This window comes from Actinoallomurus sp. NPDC052274 (assembly GCF_040679475.1).
GTDB lineage: Bacteria > Actinomycetota > Actinomycetes > Streptosporangiales > Streptosporangiaceae > Actinoallomurus > Actinoallomurus liliacearum.
The window spans coordinates 38,069-55,142 of sequence record NZ_JBFAUT010000003.1 but is presented as its reverse complement, the minus strand read 5'-3'; the positions used below and the strand labels follow the sequence as shown (position 1 = coordinate 55,142).

General features: G+C 72.5%; 19 protein-coding genes and 1 tRNA gene. 9 read left to right on the top strand and 11 right to left on the bottom strand.

Features of this window, described 5'->3' with window-relative positions; all coding sequences use genetic code 11:
* Window positions 1-122: 122 nt before the first annotated feature.
* The 7 genes from thrB to AB0K82_RS03525 all read right to left on the bottom strand — a co-directional run bounded on the left by thrB (window position 123) and on the right by AB0K82_RS03525 (window position 6,397).
* Window positions 123-1,055, bottom strand: coding sequence for a homoserine kinase (gene thrB, locus AB0K82_RS03555; RefSeq protein ID WP_364392257.1), 933 nt, complete (start codon window positions 1,053-1,055; stop codon window positions 123-125).
* The gene (gene thrC, locus AB0K82_RS03550) at window positions 1,052-2,092 is read right to left on the bottom strand and encodes a threonine synthase (protein ID WP_345360067.1); all 1,041 of its coding nucleotides are present in this window, start codon (window positions 2,090-2,092) and stop codon (window positions 1,052-1,054) included. Before thrC ends, thrB begins: the two co-directional genes overlap by 4 nt.
* A 59-nt stretch (window positions 2,093-2,151) precedes the next feature.
* Window positions 2,152-2,373, bottom strand: coding sequence for a hypothetical protein (locus AB0K82_RS03545; protein ID WP_364392255.1), 222 nt, complete (start codon window positions 2,371-2,373; stop codon window positions 2,152-2,154).
* A gap of 83 nt (window positions 2,374-2,456) precedes the next feature.
* Complete coding sequence (locus AB0K82_RS03540) at window positions 2,457-3,743, bottom strand: homoserine dehydrogenase (protein WP_364392725.1); 1,287 nt, start codon at window positions 3,741-3,743, stop codon at window positions 2,457-2,459.
* 32 nt (window positions 3,744-3,775) lie between these two features.
* On the bottom strand, window positions 3,776-5,155 hold the full coding sequence (gene lysA / locus AB0K82_RS03535) for a diaminopimelate decarboxylase (protein ID WP_364392253.1): 1,380 nt from the start codon (window positions 5,153-5,155) through the stop codon (window positions 3,776-3,778).
* Between the two features lie 22 nt (window positions 5,156-5,177).
* On the bottom strand, window positions 5,178-5,909 hold the full coding sequence (locus tag AB0K82_RS03530) for a DALR anticodon-binding domain-containing protein (protein ID WP_364392251.1): 732 nt from the start codon (window positions 5,907-5,909) through the stop codon (window positions 5,178-5,180).
* Window positions 5,910-6,019: 110 nt separating this feature from the next.
* Complete coding sequence (locus AB0K82_RS03525) at window positions 6,020-6,397, bottom strand: response regulator (RefSeq protein WP_364392722.1); 378 nt, start codon at window positions 6,395-6,397, stop codon at window positions 6,020-6,022.
* A 212-nt stretch (window positions 6,398-6,609) separates the two neighbouring features.
* Between AB0K82_RS03525 and AB0K82_RS03520 the strand changes: the two genes are divergently transcribed.
* A tRNA-Arg gene (locus AB0K82_RS03520) sits at window positions 6,610-6,681 on the top strand.
* Window positions 6,682-7,003: 322 nt separating this feature from the next.
* On the opposite strand, the gene AB0K82_RS03515 is transcribed toward AB0K82_RS03520, so the two are convergent.
* Window positions 7,004-7,543, bottom strand: coding sequence for a ricin-type beta-trefoil lectin domain protein (locus AB0K82_RS03515; protein ID WP_364392249.1), 540 nt, complete (start codon window positions 7,541-7,543; stop codon window positions 7,004-7,006).
* 435 nt (window positions 7,544-7,978) lie between these two features.
* On the opposite strand from AB0K82_RS03515, the gene AB0K82_RS03510 reads away from it, so the two are divergent.
* Both AB0K82_RS03510 and AB0K82_RS03505 read left to right on the top strand, forming a co-directional pair.
* The gene (locus AB0K82_RS03510) at window positions 7,979-8,926 is read left to right on the top strand and encodes a hypothetical protein (RefSeq protein ID WP_364392247.1); all 948 of its coding nucleotides are present in this window, start codon (window positions 7,979-7,981) and stop codon (window positions 8,924-8,926) included.
* A gap of 39 nt (window positions 8,927-8,965) precedes the next feature.
* Window positions 8,966-9,460, top strand: coding sequence for an NUDIX domain-containing protein (locus AB0K82_RS03505; protein WP_364392245.1), 495 nt, complete (start codon window positions 8,966-8,968; stop codon window positions 9,458-9,460).
* Window positions 9,461-9,548: 88 nt separating this feature from the next.
* Here AB0K82_RS03505 and AB0K82_RS03500 read toward each other — a convergent pair whose 3' ends face one another.
* Complete coding sequence (locus tag AB0K82_RS03500) at window positions 9,549-10,271, bottom strand: DUF2470 domain-containing protein (protein WP_364392242.1); 723 nt, start codon at window positions 10,269-10,271, stop codon at window positions 9,549-9,551.
* A gap of 51 nt (window positions 10,272-10,322) precedes the next feature.
* On the opposite strand from AB0K82_RS03500, the gene rpsD reads away from it, so the two are divergent.
* Window positions 10,323-10,931: a 30S ribosomal protein S4 gene (rpsD, locus tag AB0K82_RS03495; protein WP_364392239.1), complete on the top strand. Its 609-nt coding sequence runs from the start codon at window positions 10,323-10,325 to the stop codon at window positions 10,929-10,931.
* 196 nt (window positions 10,932-11,127) lie between these two features.
* Here the strand turns inward: rpsD and AB0K82_RS03490 are convergent, their stop codons facing one another.
* A complete protein-coding gene (locus AB0K82_RS03490; protein ID WP_364392236.1) occupies window positions 11,128-12,192 on the bottom strand; it encodes a hypothetical protein in 1,065 nt (354 codons plus the stop codon).
* 70 nt (window positions 12,193-12,262) lie between these two features.
* The gene (locus tag AB0K82_RS03485) at window positions 12,263-12,616 is read right to left on the bottom strand and encodes a hypothetical protein (protein WP_364392234.1); all 354 of its coding nucleotides are present in this window, start codon (window positions 12,614-12,616) and stop codon (window positions 12,263-12,265) included.
* Between the two features lie 78 nt (window positions 12,617-12,694).
* On the opposite strand from AB0K82_RS03485, the gene AB0K82_RS03480 reads away from it, so the two are divergent.
* From AB0K82_RS03480 to AB0K82_RS03460, 5 genes are all read left to right on the top strand, one after another.
* Window positions 12,695-13,075: a LuxR C-terminal-related transcriptional regulator gene (locus AB0K82_RS03480; RefSeq protein ID WP_364392231.1), complete on the top strand. Its 381-nt coding sequence runs from the start codon at window positions 12,695-12,697 to the stop codon at window positions 13,073-13,075.
* Between the two features lie 53 nt (window positions 13,076-13,128).
* On the top strand, window positions 13,129-14,076 hold the full coding sequence (locus AB0K82_RS03475) for an RNA polymerase sigma-70 factor (RefSeq protein ID WP_364392229.1): 948 nt from the start codon (window positions 13,129-13,131) through the stop codon (window positions 14,074-14,076).
* Between the two features lie 111 nt (window positions 14,077-14,187).
* The gene (locus tag AB0K82_RS03470; RefSeq protein ID WP_364392226.1) at window positions 14,188-14,823 is read left to right on the top strand and encodes an urea carboxylase-associated family protein; all 636 of its coding nucleotides are present in this window, start codon (window positions 14,188-14,190) and stop codon (window positions 14,821-14,823) included.
* On the top strand, window positions 14,820-15,962 hold the full coding sequence (locus AB0K82_RS03465) for an NADH:flavin oxidoreductase (RefSeq protein WP_364392224.1): 1,143 nt from the start codon (window positions 14,820-14,822) through the stop codon (window positions 15,960-15,962). The genes AB0K82_RS03470 and AB0K82_RS03465 overlap by 4 nt, the downstream gene beginning before the upstream one ends.
* Before the next feature lie 35 nt (window positions 15,963-15,997).
* Window positions 15,998-16,870: a polysaccharide deacetylase gene (locus AB0K82_RS03460; RefSeq protein WP_364392222.1), complete on the top strand. Its 873-nt coding sequence runs from the start codon at window positions 15,998-16,000 to the stop codon at window positions 16,868-16,870.
* Window positions 16,871-17,074: the final 204 nt, after the last annotated feature.

Genomic DNA, 17,074 nt, shown 5'->3' with positions numbered 1-17,074 from the left:
TTCGTTGCCGGGGAACCACATCCGTGTCACACGGCCGACATAAGTCGGAGTGGCTGACGAGCCCACGCCCCCGTACGGGGCATCTGGTGCGGCACTTAGCCTAACATCACCTGGGCACACTGCTATTCCCCGGAGACTCGCGTTTCCTGACTGATCGGCTGAACGCATGCGCCGTGGGGGTCAACGTTCAGCGGGTGTATGTGCCACGAAGTACCCACTTCCGAGCCGATCGAATCAACCTCGGCGGCGGAGACCAGCGCAAGGACCGTCGGCCCGGCCCCGGAGATGACGGCGGGCACGCCCCGCGCGCGCAACCGGTCCACCAGCGCGACCGACTCCGGCATGACCGGGGCGCGGTACGCCTGGTGCAGCCGGTCCTCGGTGGCGTCCAGGAGCAGCTCCGGCCGGGCGGTGAGCGCGGCGACCAGGAGCGCGGCGCGGCCGGAGTTCGCCGCGGCGTCGGCGTGGGGCACGACGTCCGGCAGGAGACCGCGGGCGCGCTCGGTGGCGAGCCGGTGCTCGGGCACGAACGCCACGGGGCGTACGTCCGGGGCGACGTCGAGCCTGGTCATGCGCGGTCCGGCGGTGCTCTCCCAGGCGATGGTCACGCCGCCCGTCAGGCAGGGCGCGACGTTGTCCGGGTGTCCCTCGATCCTCGTGGCCAGCGCGAGGACGTCCGCGTCGGTGAGGCCCGCGCCCTCCGGATGCAGGGCCCGGGCGGCGAGGATCCCGGCGACCGTCGCGGCCGAGGACGAGCCGAGCCCGCGCGCGTGCGGGATCCGGTTGACGCAGCGGAGCCGCAGCCCGGGAGCGGGCGCCGGACCGATGAGCGCGTACGTCTCCCGGAACGTCCGCACGATCAGGTGCTGCTCCCCGCGCTTGGCGGTCTCCTCGCCCTCGCCCGTGACGTCGATCCACACGCCGGAGTCGGCGAGCTCGACCTCCACGTCGTCGTACAGGGTGACCGCCAGCCCCAGCGCGTCGAACCCGGGACCGAGGTTCGCGCAGGTCGCGGGGACCCGTACGTGGACGCCCGCGTGCGGCGCCGGGCTCAAGCGAGTTCCAGGGCGGACGCGGCGGCGTGCGCGTCGACCGGCACCGTGATCGGCGCCGGGGCACCCGAGATGGCCCAGTCGGGGTCCTTCAGGCCGTTGCCGGTCACCGTGCACACGACGCGCTCGCCGCGGCGCAGGAGGCCCTCGTCGGCGGCCTGCAGCAGCCCCGCGACGCTCGCCGCCGACGCCGGCTCGACGAAGACGCCCTCCTCGCGGGCGAGGAGCCGGTAGGCGGCCAGGATCTGCCGGTCGGTGACGGCCTCGATCGCTCCCCCGGACTCGTCCCGCGCCTTGAGCGCGAGGTCCCAGGAGGCGGGGTTGCCGATGCGGATCGCCGTCGCGATGGTCTGCGGCGCCGTGACCGGCTCCCCGCGGACGATCGGCGCGGCCCCGGCCGCCTGGAAGCCCAGCATGCGCGGGCGCGCGTCGGACTCCTTGTAGCCCATCCAGTAGGCGCTGATGTTCCCGGCGTTGCCGACGGGCAGGCAGTGCACGTCCGGGGCCGCGCCGAGCGCGTCGATGATCTCGAAGGCGGCGGTCTTCTGGCCGTGCAGCCGGAACTTGTTCACCGAGTTGACGAGCGCCACCGGATAGTCGACGGCGAGCTTGCGGGCGAGTTCGAGGCAGTCGTCGAAGTTGCCGTCGATCTGCAGCAGCTTGGCGCCGTGCACCAGCGCCTGCGCCAGCTTGCCCATCGCGATCTTCCCGCGCGGCACGAGCACCGCGCAGACCATCCCGGCGCGCACGGCGTACGCGGCCGCCGACGCGGAGGTGTTACCGGTCGAGGCGCAGATCACCGCCTTGGCGCCGTCCTCGGCGGCCTTGCTGATCGCGAGCGTCATGCCGCGGTCCTTGAACGAGCCGGTCGGGTTGGCCCCCTCGACCTTGAGGTACACCTCGCAGCCCGTGAGCTGAGAGACCCGGGTCGCCGGCAGCAGGGGCGTGCCACCCTCCAGAAGGGTGACGACCGGCGTCCCGGCCGTCACGGGGAGCCGATCGCGGTACTCCTCAATGACGCCACGCCATGCCCTGCTCACGATGTTCCTCCTGACCTGCGCTGTCGTCCAGCGAGTCTACGGCCAGCCGGCCGCGCGTCTCACGTCGTTTCACATCCTGGACGTTCCCCCGCGGACAGGATCATCGCCGCGTAGCGGATGATCGTGCCGGCGCTGAACCACATCGCCAGCGGCACGGAGTACCGCACCGCGAGCCGGAGCGCCGACACCGGCAGCAGCGCCGTGCCGAGCGCTCCGTCACGCCGTGCGGCGGAGTGGCTCGGCTCGGCGGATTCGGCGGCTGGTGCGGCAGAGGCGGCCATCGCCCCGAATGCCAATGGCCCGGCCTCGCCTCAGCGTGCCGTTCGCACGCGCGCCAGCCGCTCGCTCGCCCTTCCGGTCGTCCCTACTCGTCGCCTTCGACGCGCATGACGCTGGCGACCTCGCGGACGATCTCCTGGTCTCGGAGGTGCTCGACGGTGGCCGAGAGCGCGCCGTCGGGGGCCCGGTGGGTGACGATGACGAGCTGCGCCTCCTCGCCGTGGCCCTCCTGGCGTACGGCCTGGATCGACACGCCGTGGTCCGCGAAGACGTCCGCCACGCGGGCCAGCACGCCGGACCGATCCGCCACGTCCAGGGAGACGTGGTAGCGCGTGACCGTGTCCGCCATCGGCAGCACGGGCAGGTCGGCGTACGTGGACTCGGCGGGCCCGCGGGTGCCGTGCACCCGGTTGCGGGCCACCGCGACGAGGTCGCCGAGCACCGCGCTGGCGGTCGGCGCACCGCCGGCGCCCGCGCCGTAGAACATCAGCGAACCGGCGGACTGCGCCTCGACGAACACCGCGTTGTACGCCTCGCGGACGTTCGCCAGCGGGTGCGTGCGCGGGATCATCACCGGGTGCACGCGGACGGACACGCCGCGGCCGTTCCGGCCGTCCTCCGAGGGCACCCGCTGGCAGATCGCCAGGAGCTTCACGACGCAGCCCATCGCCCGGGCGCTCGCCATGTCGGCGGAGGTGACGTCCGCGATGCCCTCCCGGTGCACGTCCGCGGCGGTGACCCGGGTGTGGAACGCGAGCTGGGCGAGGATCGCGGCCTTGGCCGCCGCGTCGAACCCCTCGACGTCGGCGGTCGGGTCGGCCTCGGCGTACCCGAGGGCCTGCGCCTGCTCCAGCGCCTCGGAGAAACCGGCCCCCGAGGTGTCCATCTTGTCGAGGATGTAGTTGGTCGTGCCGTTGACGATCCCCATCACCCGGTGCACGTGGTCACCGACCAGCGACTCGCGCAGCGGGCGCAGCAGCGGGATCGCGCCCGCCACGGACGCCTCGTAGTAGAGGTCGACGCCGTGCTCCCGGGCCGCGCCGAAGAGCGTCGCGCCGTCCTCGGCGAGCAGCGCCTTGTTGGCCGTGACGACCGACTTGCCGGACTTCATCGCGTCCAGCAGGAGGCCGCGCGCGGGCTCGATGCCGCCGATCACCTCGATCACGATGTCGACGTCCGGGCGGGTCACCAGCCCGGTCGCGTCCGTGGTCAGCAGCTCCGGCGGCACGCCCTCGCGCCGCTTGTCCTTGCGGCGCACCGCGATGCCGACCAGCTCCAGCGGCGCGCCGACCCGCGCGGCGAGGTCGTCGGCCTGCTCGTGCAGGAGGCGCACGACCTCGGTGCCGACGACGCCGCAGCCGAGCAGCGCGATCTTCAGCGGTGGTCTCAGGAGCTGGACGGAGCTCACGGCGACACCTCCAGGCGCAGCAGATCGTCCTCGGTCTCGCGGCGCAGGATCAGCCGCGCCCGGCCGTCGCGTACGGCGACGACCGCCGGCTTGGGCACGTGGTTGTAGTTGTTGGCCAGCGAACGGCAGTACGCCCCCGTCGCCGCGACCGCGACCAGGTCGCCGGGGGCGAGGTCGGACGGCAGCCACAGGTCGCGGACCACCATGTCGCCGCTCTCGCAGTGCTTGCCGACCATGCGGCTCAGCATCGGGTCGGCGTCCGAGCGCCGCGAGGCCAGCGCGGCGGTGTACTCGGCGCCGTACAGCGCGGTGCGGATGTTGTCGCTCATGCCGCCGTCGACGGAGACATAGGTGCGCAGCCCTTCCAGGGGCTTGACCGTGCCGACCTCGTACAGCGTGACGCCGCCGGGCCCGGAGATCGTACGACCGGGTTCGACGGTCAGCCGCGGGACCGGCAGGCCCTTCTCCTCGCAGGCGCGGGTGACGATGGCCCGCAGGTTGTCGGCGATGTGCTTCGGATCGAGCGGGTCGTCGCCCTCCAGGTAGGCGATGCCGTACCCGCCGCCGAGGTCGAGCACGGGCAGTTCGACGCCGTGCTCGTCGCGGATGGCGACCAGCAGCTCCACGACGCGCCGGGCGGCCAGCTCGAAGCCGTCGGTGTCGAAGATCTGCGAGCCGATGTGGGAGTGCAGGCCGACGAGCTCGAGCTCCTTGATGGCGATGACCCGGCGGGCGGCCTCCCGCGCCGTCTCGCGGGCGAAGCCGAACTTCTGGTCGTCGTGCGCGGTGGCGATGAACTCGTGCGTGTGCGCCTCGACGCCCGTCGTCACCCGGACCAGGACCTTGGGCCGGACGCCCAGCTCACGGGCGAGGTGACCCAGGCGGGCGATCTCCTCGTAGGAGTCGACGACGACGTGGCCGACGCCGACCTCCAGCGCCCGCGTCAGCTCGGCCGTCGACTTGTTGTTGCCGTGGAACGTGATCCGCTCCGGCGGGAACTCCGCCCGGAGCGCGACCGCGAGCTCTCCGCCGCTGCAGACGTCCAGCCCCAGCCCCTCGTCCCGCACCCACCGGGCGACCTCGACGCACAGGAAGGCCTTGCCTGCGTAGTAGACGTCGCCGTCGCTGAAGGCCGCCGCGAACTCCCGGCAACGGGACCGGAAGTCCTCCTCGTCGTAGACGTACAGCGGCGTGCCGAACTCCGTGGCGAGATCACGGACGTCCACGCCGCCCACCGTCAGCACCCCGTCCTCCCGGCGCGCGCCGCGCGGCCACACGCTGGGGACGAGCGCGTTCAGGTCGCTCGGCGGAGGCAGGGGGTGGTCCTCGGGTAGCACGTCCGCGTGCCGAGGGCCGGCCGGGTGAACTCGACTCATCGACTGCTCTTTCTGTAGGGGCTCAAAGACGATCGTTCGGGGTCTCGCCGAGCATGCGGAGGCCGTTGCCCAGAACGACGTACGCCGCTTCAGCCAGGCTAAGGCGTGCGCGATGGTGACCGGTGATGGGCTGGTCGCCCTTGGGCAGCGGCGAACACCATTCATGAACGTCGTGGTACGCGTCGGCGATGAGCTCCAACTGCCGGGTGAACGGCCGCGGGTCGTCCGTCCGCGCCGCCTGCTCGGCCCGGCTCGGGAACTCCGCGAGCAGCGCGAGCAGCCGCGCCTCCCGCGGATCGGTCAGCGGGCCCTCGGCGGCGCGGACGCCCAGCTCGGCGGCCTGCCGGCGCGCGGCGGCCGCCCGCGCGTACGCGAAGCGCACCACGAAACCCGGATTCTCGAAGGTCAGCGGGCGCTCCGGCCAGGTCGCCCGCGGCACCGCCACGACGCCGTACGTCTCGTCGATGCGCGCGATCAGCGAGGCACTGACGCCGATCGACAGGAAGCCCGGCCCCGTCACCCGTACGTCGCCCACCCCGGGCATCCGGCCGAGCCGCGCGGCGAGCAGCCCCGCGATCTCCGTGGCGGGCCGCCCGGCGGCGCGCGCGAGCCGCAGCGGAAGCGGCGTCGCGTACTCACCGCTCGCGGTGACCGTGACGGGAACCCGGTCGGGCACGGGCACGGCGAACTCGCCCTCGTCGACCGCCCCACGGACGGCGGCCACGACGGCGGCGTTCAACTCGGCCAGGGTCACCGGATGAGACTAACCGACCAGCATGTGGACATTCGGCCGTCACGGGCCGTCGGCGCGCGAAATCCTCCGGCCGACGCCGCCGGCAACAGTGATCTCGCCGTTCCCCCGGGTCAGACCATCGGACCCGCACCGGCCAGCTCGCGGACCGTACGGATCAGCTCCGCGGGGTCGAACGGCTTGGTCACGTAGGCGTCCACGCCGATCTCGTGCCCGCGGCGGATGTCGTGCTCCTGGGCCCGTGCGGTGATCATGACGACCTTGATGTCCCGCGTCAGGGGGTCGTCGCGCAGCTTGACGGCCGTCACCCAGCCGTCCAGCCGGGGCATCATGACGTCAAGGGTGATCACGTCCGGCGCGATGTCCCGCACCCGGTCGAGGCAGTCCTGCCCGTCCACGGCGGTCAGCACCTCGAAACCCTCCAGCTGGAGGTTCACGGCGATCAGCTGCCTGATCACCTCATCGTCGTCGACGACCAGTACACGTCCCAGGGTCACGACCGCCAAGCTAACGCCTTCCCCGGCCCGGACACGCGGATAACGGCCACACTCATGCCACACACCCGCCGATCCGCCGGCTCGACGATCTTTTCCCGGGCCCGGGAGAGCGACGTTCGCCCAGCTCATCCGGGCCCGATCGACCGGCGCGGCGGCAAAACGTGTTCGAGTGTGGTCGGTGAGCTGGTAGTCTCTATCCGTCCCGAGCCCCCTTAGCTCAGGGGATAGAGCACCGGCCTCCGGAGCCGGGTGCGCTGGTTCGAATCCAGCAGGGGGCGCGCATCCTGATCAAGGAAAACCCCGGTTGACCAGTTTGAACGCTGGCAGCCGGGGTTTCGCGTATGTGCGGCCGCGCGCCCACCGGACGCCGCCTCATGTCCTTGATCGCGGAATGTTCACGGAACGGCTTCCGCGCCGTCCGCCCGAGGGTAAGGCCGCGAACGGAGGAGCCCCGGCGAATTCACCGGGGCTCCAGGCCGGCCGGCCGGCGCGGCGTCGACCTTGTCGAACCGTCGTTCGTCGTGGCCGTCGAGACCGTGGGCACAGACCCGTTCGGGGCGGCGAAGACCCGACCGCAGATCACTCCCAGCGTCATCGGGGTCAATGCAGGGTGTCGGCGACCTTGATCATGCTGTGTTCGATGACGAATCTCTGGTTGTACAGGTAGGACTCCCAGGAGCCCGCGCACTGGTAGATGAGGGCGCGGGCGCCGTTGTTGCGGGTCGGAGTGATGTCCAGGCACATCGGCCTGGTGGTGCCCAGGGTGTCGGCGACCATGATCTGGCCGTGTTCGATGACGAACTTCTGGTTGGGATGTACGGGGTTCAGGCACTGCCAGAGACGGGCGGCGTCGCCGTTGTTGCGCGTATTGCCGGTGTCCAGGCACATCGGCTTGTTGGTGCCGACGGTGTCGGCGACCTTGATCTGGCCCCCGTCGATGACGAACTGCTGGTTGGGCGTGAAGGAATCCCCGGGGACCGCGCACTGCCAGATTTGGACGGGGTCGCCGTTGTTGCGGGTGTTGCCGGCATCCAGGCACATGGTCGGCCCGGTGGCGTAGGCGGTACCCGGCGACAGGGTCAGTGGCGCGGCCGCTGAGGCGAGCACGGTGCCGAGCGCCACGCCGGCCCCTTTCGCCACCGTGCGGAATGTCGTGATTCGGTCCTTGCGCAACATAAGTCTTCCTTTCCGCGGCAAGCCCATGACGGAAAGTGATGTTCGGTCGGGCAGCGCGGTCTTCCCCGTCCGCCACGCCGCCCTCGCCTTGATCAAGTCCGACCCGGGCAGCGGGCTTGACGTGATCGGACTCGGTTTTACCGGCCGCAGGTGCGGTTGGGCCTTGTCGTCAAGGCGGCGGCGCGAGCGCACAAGTCTCGGGAAACGATTTTGGCGTGGCCCGATTCGCCCCGCTTCACCCTGTCCCTTAGGTGGGGCGCCCGGCGTTCACCGAGTCTTTTGCGCGGCGTATGCGAGGGTGATTCGCCCGGTCCTAACCGGTCAGCACCGATTGGACGGATTTCGTCGCCACGTCGGCGGCGTCGTGCGGCGCCAGGTGTCCGGCGCGCACCTGGTCGGGTGCTAGCCGCCAGGCTGCCGACGCGGCCCGCGTCGGGCGGCCGGCCCCGGCTCGACGTCCTCGGGGCGATCCTGGTGACGTCCTCGACCGCGTCATTGATCTACGCCCTCATCGCCTCCGGTGAGCGATGGCGGCTCACCGCGCTGACGGCCCCGCTCGTCCTGACGGCCGCCGTCGGCTATGCGCTGTTCGTGCTGCGGCAGCGGCGGGTCCGGTCACCACTGATGGACGTCCGGCTGCTGGCCCGGCGACCCGTGGCCACCGGCGCGATGCGGACCGGACCGCTGTTCCTGCCCGTGGCGCCGGCGACGATGCTCGGGGCCGACCTGACCGGTCGCGCGGTCGGCCGCTCGGGTGCACGTGGGCCGGCCATCGCGGGTCTGGCCGTGGCGGCGATCGGTATGGCCGTCCCGGCGGCGTCGACGCATCCGGTCAGCGTCGTGGTCTGGGTGGCCAACGCGGCAGCGGGCACCGGCGCGATGTACGTCATCGCCTCGGCGACGGCGCCCGGCCAGGTGGAGCCCCATGAGGCGGGAATCGCATCCGGCATCGTGAGCACGCTCCACGAGTTCGGCGCCTCCTTCGGCGCTGCGGTCGTGTCGAACGTCGCCGCCGCGAGCCTGGTCGGCACCACGCCGAGCGGCTTCACCAAGGGGGTTCACCGTGGCGGCGGTCGCGGCTGCGGTCGGCAGTCTCATCGCCGCGCTGATCACCCCTGGCAGGTCCCGCACCGGCGAATGATCGGTCGAGTCCGCGACCGCAACGGATCAAGGTCACGAGTGGCTGGGGTTGCGCCTTGTCGAAGGCGGCGGTGCGAGCGCGAAAGTCTCGGGAAACGACCCGAGCGAGGCCCGGCCTGTCCCGCTTCGTCCCTTCTCGCGGGCGAGGGCCGTGGCGTTCACCGAGTCTTCTGCACGGCAAGAGTGTGCGCCGTACTCGTAGGCTGAAGCGCGATCAGGGGCGGAGCCGAGACGGGACGGGTCGGGATGCCGGAACAGGTGGTGACCTCGGCACTCGCGGTGATTCCGGGGCCGGGCGAGACGGTGACCTTCGTTCGGCAGGAACGCGGCCCGTACGCGGGCTTCTGGCTGCTGCCGGGCGGCAAAGCGGAGTTCGGCGAGCCCATCCCCGAGGCGGCTCGGCGCGAGGCCCTCGAGGAGTCCGGTTGCCGCGTCACGGATCTGTCGCTGACCGGAGCGTACGAGATCCTCGGGCCGGACCATCACTTCGTGATCTGGGCCTATCGCAGCAAGCACGTCCTCCAGGTGCCGAAGGACTTTCAGGGGCATCACGTCACCGGCGTCCAGCAGGTGACGTGGAACGCCGTCGAACCGCACCCGACCGACATGCCGATCCTCAACGACGCGGGGGCCGCGGCCTATCCCCGGGAGTTGATCGATCGCCGGATGCGCCGTGTCGGCATCGTGATGACGAACCTGCTGAACGGAGAGATGTTCGGAGCCGCCGCCGAACCGCGGTAGCGCGTTCACCAGGCGCCGGAGTCATCCCTTCGCGGCAGGAAGGGAACCTGGTCCGCCGGCCACGGTTCGGCCGGACCCCATCGGGACGTCAGCGCCGGGAGCGGCGGGGGCAGGCCTTCGCCCGGGCCAGCAGGGTGCGCAGCTGCAGCACGGCATGGGCCGGGTTCTGCGGCGGGGTCGAGAAGGGCAGGCGTACGTCGCGGTAACCGCCCTGCCGGCGAAGGCGCAGGACGACGCCGTAGCGGTCCAGCCGCAGCGGGTCGACGCGGGTCACGCCGAGCAGGAGCCGGCGGTCGACCAGCTGGGCCAGCAGCTCGACGGCGTCCCCGTGGGCGCCGGCGAGGTGGGTGAGCAGCTCCGCCTCGGTCGCCGCGAGCGGATCGGGCTCGACGGCGGCCAGTTCGTCCACTTCCAGCTCGAACCACCGCCCCTCGTGCTCGAGTTCGGCGGTCACCGTTTCGAAGCACAGGCCCTCCGCGCTCGCGCCCTGGCGGTCGAAGCTCAGCCAGCCGCCCAGCCGGACGCGGGCGCGGACACGGTCGGGCACCGGCACCGGGGCGATGTCCGTGAACTCCAGCGAGGCCGCGAGGTCGCCGCCCGGCGCCCGGGCCACCTCCGCGCCCACGTGGCTGCCGGCCGGGACCGTCAGCAGCAGACGGCCGGTCCCCTCCAGTGAGTGCAGGCCGACGAGGTCGACCCGGTGCACCTCGGTGTTCAGGGTCAGGGACCGGGCCGCCACGAGTGCGGAGCGGACGAGCTCGGCGGGGGTCGGTTCTGCGATCGACGCCGTGGGGTGATCGGTGGCGGACATCCAACCTCCTTAAGTAAGGTAAGCCTAACCTTAGTCATGGAGAGGAAGTTCGTGAACAGCTCGCGCCCGAAAGCCAAACGCTCACGCGCCCTGGGGATCCCGCTCACGCCCAAGTGCGTCCGCTACTTCGAACGCCGCCCGTACCCGCCCGGTCCGCACGGGCGGGCACGCAAGCAGACGTCGGACTACAAGACGCGCCTGCTGGAGAAGCAGCGGCTGCGCGCCCAGTACAACGTGAGCGAGAAGCAGCTGCGCCGCGCCTTCGAACGGTCCGCGCGCGGCGAGGGCCGGACCGGCGACACGCTGCTGGCCGACCTGGAGACGCGACTGGACGCCCTGGTGCTGCGGGCCGGGTTCGCCCGCACGATCTACCAGGCCCGGCAGTTCGTCTCCCACCGGCACATCCTGGTGGACGGCGCGCGGGTCAATGTCCCCTCCTACCGCGTACGGCCGGGGTCGGTGATCAGCGTGGCCGACCGCAGCCGGACGATGCCGCCCTTCCTCGAGGCCGCGGCCGGCGGGCACGCGCCGGAGCGCGTCCCGGAGTACCTGCGGGCCGACCACACCGACCTGGTGGCGCACCTCGTACGACTGCCGCAGCGGCACGAGATCCCGATCCGGTGCGACGTCCAACTCGTGGTCGAGTACTACTCACGCTGACGGACCCGCGCCGAATGCTCGGCGAAGCACCTTCAGGGGCGAGATCTCGTCCCGGTTCGCCGCGCCCACGGCGCCGTTCGCCGAGCCTTTCGCCCGCCCCCCAAGCCGCGCGACGAAGCCGTCCGGCACCGCCCTCACCCGCGACGCCGGCCGGCGTGTTCGTGGGCCGCGTACGCCCAGACGCCCGGCACCGCCCTCACCCGCGACGCCGGCCGGCGTGTTCGTGGGCCGCGTGCGCCCAGACGTCCAGCAGCCGGCCCGTGGAACCGCCGATGGGACCGACGGCGTCGGCCAGGGTTGTCGCGTCCGGAAGACGCGCCGCCTCGATCGCCGGTACCGCGTCCGCGGCGTCCTCGATCGTGGACGAGCACACCGAGAGCAGGTAGTCGGGCACGGTCAGCTTGGGATCGACGCACCCGACGACCGGGGTGCCGACGGCGGTGATCAGCGGGAACACCGTGCCGGGGATCCCGACGGCCGCCTCGGCGCGCGCCGAGGCCTCCAGCGTCGGCGCCGCGCTGATCTCGTACTGCTCCCAGAGGCCGCGGTCCTCCCGGGGGTGGAGGCCGACCAGGATCGACCTCCCCGACGCCCGCAGCCGCTCCGCGGCCGCCAGCAGCAACTCGGTGCCGGGCGCCGCGCCGCCGGTCCCGTCGGGGTGGGTCACGCTGGTGACGACCAGCACCAGTCCCGGCTCCGGCCTGCGCGTCGGCAGCGCGTCGGTCTGCGGCGAGCCGACGACGCGTACGGGACGCCGGGTTCCGAGATAACCGGCGAACGCGCGGCCCTCCGCCGGAGACGACGAGGTGATGGCGCGCAGCCGCCCTCGCAGCCGCCGGGCTCCGGGGGCCTCGGCGGGCCCGAGGTAGGCCAGCGAACTCGCGACCGCCGGCAGCCGTGGGAAACGCGCCGCGCACTCCAGCGGCCAGTCGCCCGCGCCGGTCACCACCAGCAGGTCGGCGGGCGGCGCGTCGGCCGGTGTCGCGACCGGCACAGGGTCGCCCGCCGCGATCTGCGACAGGTCCGGCACCAGTTGGGTCAGCCGGCAGCCGCGCCGCGCGGCCTCGGCCAGCAGCGGTTTGACGTGATAGGTCCCCCACGGTTCGTTCGTCGCGATCAGCACGCGGAGCGGGCGTGGCCGCGGCGCGGCCCACGCCGGGCCGCCCAGGCCGACCATCCCCGCGGCACCGACACCGGCGATGCCTCCGAGCACGGCCCGGCGCGACATCGCGGCGGCGTGTGATCGTTTTTCGTTGCTCATGCGTGGCACCGTAGGAGTCCGGCCCGGCCGGCCGGTTAACGGCCCGGGAACCAGCAGTGATCACACGGCTCTACTCACCGGGTCGCATCCGGATCAGGCCGGCGGCGCGGTCGGCGCGGCGTCTCGCCTCCTCGGCGTCGCGGCCGACGGCGATGACGTGGCCGACCAGGTCGCCCGAGGTCCGCACCGGGCCGACCGTGGCTCCGGGAGCGACGTGCACCGCGACGTCCTGGACGCCGGGCGCTTCGGCGGCCTCGCGGACCCCGGTGATCGCCTGGACCTCTCCCGGCGGCGGGTGGAGGAACGTGATCGCGGCCGCGAGGACCGCCGACTCGGGCATTCCCGCGGCGGGCGGTCGTGGTCCGGCCGCGAGCACCTCGGCGTACCGCCCGATGAAGGGCACGCAGTACGCGAAGGTCAGCAACGTGGTGATCTCATCCCCCGGGATCCGCGCGGCGCATTCGATCAGAACGGGCCCCGTGTCCCCCAGGATCCACTCGCCGTGCAGGACACCGTCGCGATAACCGGTGGCGTCGACGACGCCGCGGTCGCGACGGCGCTGGCCGCCAGCGTCCGGGAACCGGAACCGTCTCCCCGGGAGGAGCAGACGCTGGAGCTGATAGCCGCCGGGTTCACGCACGCGCAGGTGGCCCGCCGGAGGGGGATCACCAAGACGACCGTCGGCACCTACGTCGAACGCATCCGGCGCAAGCTCCAGGTCGGCAACAAGGCGGAACTCACCCAGGCCGCGCTCAGACGCCAGTTCGACGCCGACCGCCTCGTCGGTCGTCGCGGCGTGTGGCGCGACCACCACGAGAGACGCCCGGCCTGCCTCGCACGTGGTTCTCACCGCGGCGGGGCAGGCCGCGCCTCGGACCGTTGAACCCGCCCTCGGTAGGCTGGCACAGAGCAACGGACGGTGTCGGCGGGCGGTACATGCACGCGGAGGGAAAGTCGGGAACGGACGACGGGCTCGAGCAGGCCATGTCCGCCTTCCTGGAGCTGCGGCCACGTCTGTTCGGCATCGCGTACCGCATGCTCGGGAGCGTGGCCGAGGCCGAGGACATCCTCCAGGAGGTCTGGCTGCGCTGGCAGCGGACCGACCGCACCGTCGTCGTCGACCCGCCCGCCTTCCTCGCCCAGATCACCACCCGCCTGGCCATCAACGTCGCCCAGTCCGCCAGAGCGCGGCGCGAGACGTACATCGGGCCCTGGCTGCCCGAACCCGTCGACACCAGCGTCGACCCCGCCGTGGGCGCGGAACGCGGAGAGGCACTGGAGCTGGCCCTCCTATTCCTCCTGGAGAAGCTCGGCCCGACCGAACGCGCGGCGTACATCCTGCGCGAGGCCTTCGACTACCCCTACGGCGAGATCGCCCGGATCCTCCAGATCAGCGCGGTCAACACCCGCCAGATCGTCAGCCGCGCCCGCAAGCGCCTGTCCGCCGAGCGACGCGGCCCCGTCGACAGCGCCCAGCACCGGCGGCTCCTCGACGCGTTCCTCGCCGCCGCCCGGGCGGGCGACGTCGCCGCCCTCGAGGACCTCTTCGCCACGGACGTCGTCAGCTACACCGACGGTAACGGCATCCGGGGCGCGTCGAGATTCCCCGTGGCCGGCCGCACCCGCGTGGCCAAGTTCATCGTCGCCTTCGGTCCGCGTTTCTGGCCGGGCGCGAACCTGGAATGGGTGCGGACGAACGGGCGCCCGGGCGTTCTGATCTCCCGGGACGGCACCGCCGTCGCACTGCTGAGCATCGAGGCCCTGCCCCAGGGCATCACCACGCTGCTGTGGGTGATGAACCCGGCGAAGCTCGAGGCGTTCGCACGCTCGCGAGGCCGCGTGAGCACCCGCGACATCGTGCCGGAGGATCCTCCCCGACCCTGAAGCATGGCGCATCATCCAGTGCCGACGCCGAAGCACTGTGCGAAGGTCCATGGCAGGGTGAGCCGGCACCGGGGTTGACTGACGCCCATGAATTCGACGAGGCGTCGTACCGTGGTGCCCGCCCGAGACGCACGCGCGGTCCGGCTCGCGGCCGGTGACCGGGTCCGTGTGGTCGACCTCGAGGGCCGGCAGGTGGGCGACGTGTTCTGCTTCGCCGCCGAGGACCCGTCCGAGCACCTCAGTGCCGCGCACACCCGGACCCAGCTCGGCCGGCTGTTCCCGGCGCTGCGGGAGTCGTTCGTCACCGACCGGCGGCGGCCGATCCTGACGCTGGTGGACGACACCTCCCCCGGTGTGCACGACATGCTCATCGCCGCCTGCGATCCGGCGCGCTACCGGGCCCTCGGCGTCGAGGGCCGGCACGCCTCATGCGCGGAGAACCTGCACCGTGCCCTCGGGGAGGTGGGCCTGCGGACCTCCGTCGTTCCCCAGCCGGTCAACGTCTTCATGCGGATCTCGATCGAGGAGGACGGCGGTCTGACCTGGCTGCCCGCGCTGAGCCGGCCAGGAGACGGCGTGACCTTCGAGGCGGCGATGGACTGCGTGCTGGTGGTCTCCGCCTGCCCGCAGGACGTCGTCGGCATCAACGGGGGGAACGAGCCGACGGCGCTGGCCCTCGACCTGTTGCCCGCCCATGAGTTCGCCGAGCGGGTCCCCGCTCTTCATGACACAGGAGACAAGCAGTGACCATCATCGACTCCGGAGCCGCCCACCCGGCTCTGAAACCCCTGCACGCCGCCGGGCTGGACCTGCGGAACCGGCTCGCGGTCGCGCCGATGACCCGCGTGTCGGCCGCGCCCGACGGCACGCCGACCCGGCAGATGGCCGAGTACTACGCCGCGTTCGCCCGCGGCGGCTTCGGCCTCGTGATCACGGAGGGCACCTACACCGACGACCGGTACAGCCAGGGGTACTTCAACCAGCCGGGCATCGTGACCGACGGGCACGTCGCGGCGTGGCGGGAGGTCACCGAGCGGGTGCACGCGGCCGGGGCGGTCACCGTGCAGCAGTTGATGCACGCCGGAGCGCTGTCTCAGGGCAACCCGCACCGGCCGGAGACCATCGGCCCGTCGGCGGTCGCGCCACTGCGCGAGATGATGCCGGAGTACGGCGGGAGCGGGCCGTGGCCCGTCCCCCGCGAGATGACCGCCGACGACATCGACGAGGTCGTGGCCGGGTTCGCCGCCGCCGCCGGGAACTCCCTGCGCGCCGGGTTCGACGGGGTGGAGGTCCACGCCGCCAACGGCTACCTGCTCGACCAGTTCATCACCGACTACACCAACCGCCGGACCGACGGCTACGGTGGCGCGCCGGCCGATCGACTGCGGCTCACCGCCGAGGTCGTCGCGGCGATCCGCACCGTCCTCGGCCCGGACGCGGTCATCGGCGTGCGCCTGTCCCAGGGCAAGGTGAACGACTTCACCTACCGCTGGCCCGGCGGCGCGCGCGACGCCGAGCTGATCTTCGGTGCGCTCGCCGAGGCCGGGGCGTCGTACCTGCACGTCGCGAGCGAGGGGCGCGCCTGGGTCGAGAGCGCCACGCTCGACGGCGGGGCCACCATCACCGCGCTCGCGCGCGAGGTGACCGGCCTCCCCGTCATCGCCAACGGCGGCATGCACGACCCCGCCCAGGCCGCGGAGGTGCTCGAGGACGGGCACGCCGACCTGCTGTCCATCGGGCACGGCGCCCTGGCCAATCCCGACCTGCCCCGGCGGCTGGAGAGCGGAGCCGCGCTGGCAGAATTCGACCGCCGGCTGCTGGAGCCGATGGCGACGCTGGACAACGCCGAGCACCGCCGCCGCGAGCGGACCGGCGCGGCGTCGTGAGTCCGGCTCCGGCCGGAGTGGACGGGGATGACGTGATGGACGAGGCGGGCTGGCGGGCCGGGGCCCGGTGCGTGTTCACGCTGACGTTCGACGTGGACGCCGAGGCGGCCGTCCTCGCGCACGGACGGCGGTTCGCCGGCCACGCGATGACGATGTCGCACCAGGCGTACGGCCCGGAGGTCGGCGTGCCACGGCTGCTGGAACTGCTGGCCGACCTCGGCGTGCCGGCGACGTTCTTCGTGCCGGGCTGGGTCGCCGAGCGGCGGCCCGGCCTGGCGGCCGCCATCGCGGCGGCCGGGCACGAGGTCGCCCATCACTCCTACAGTCACCGTCCGCCCACCGGGATGAGCGCGGCCGAGGAACGGGCCGACTTCGAGCGGGCGCTGGAGGTCTTCGCCGACCAGGGCATCGAGATCGCCGGGCACCGCGCCGCAGGGTGGGAGGCGACGTGGCGCACCCCGGAACTGGTCGCCGAGCACGGGCTGCGGTACGACTCCTCGCTGATGGGCGATGACCGTCCGTACCTGCTGACGACGTCCGGCGCCGACGTCGTGGAGCTGCCCGTGCACTGGTCGCTGGATGACTGGGAGCAGTACGCCTTCCTGCCCGACCCGCACGTCGGCTCGGTCATCGAGTCCCCGGCGAAGGCGCTGGAGATGTGGCGGGCGGAGTTGGACGCCATGCGGCACTACGGTTGCCTGTTCAACCTCACCAACCACCCGTTCCTGACCGGCCGGCCCGGCCGGGCCGTCGCGCTGCGCACGCTGGTGGAGTACGCGCTGGAGTGCGGCGACGTCCGGTTCGACCGGTGCCGGGACGTCGCCGAGCGCGTTCGCGCGGACCGGACGCTGCCCCGCCGCGGCCCGGAGCCGCCTGTCGTCGACCCGGCGGTCTACCCGGTCGACTGACTCCGGATCCAGGCCGGGCGGCGGGGCCGTCACCGTGGCCCTTCACCCGGCGCCCTCGCCATGGCCCCTTCACCCGGGGCCCTCGCCATGGCCCTTCACCCGGGGCCCTCGCCGTGACCCTTCACCCGGGGCCCTCGCCGTGACCCTTCACCCGGGGCCCTCGCCGTGACCCTTCACACGGGGCCCTCGTCGCGGCCGTCCGCG

Bases quoted from the DNA above. Each gene is read 5' to 3' on its own strand.
- AB0K82_RS03475 (WP_364392229.1), top strand. From the start codon at position 13,129: ATGCACGCGGAGGGAAAGTCGGGAACGGACGACGGGCTCGAGCAGGCC.
- AB0K82_RS03490 (WP_364392236.1), bottom strand. From the start codon at position 12,192: ATGAGCAACGAAAAACGATCACACGCCGCCGCGATGTCGCGCCGGGCC.
- AB0K82_RS03545 (WP_364392255.1), bottom strand. From the start codon at position 2,373: ATGGCCGCCTCTGCCGCACCAGCCGCCGAATCCGCCGAGCCGAGCCAC.
- lysA (WP_364392253.1), bottom strand. From the start codon at position 5,155: ATGAGTCGAGTTCACCCGGCCGGCCCTCGGCACGCGGACGTGCTACCC.
- AB0K82_RS03505 (WP_364392245.1), top strand. From the start codon at position 8,966: ATGCCGGAACAGGTGGTGACCTCGGCACTCGCGGTGATTCCGGGGCCG.
- AB0K82_RS03460 (WP_364392222.1), top strand. From the start codon at position 15,998: ATGGACGAGGCGGGCTGGCGGGCCGGGGCCCGGTGCGTGTTCACGCTG.
- AB0K82_RS03500 (WP_364392242.1), bottom strand. From the start codon at position 10,271: ATGTCCGCCACCGATCACCCCACGGCGTCGATCGCAGAACCGACCCCC.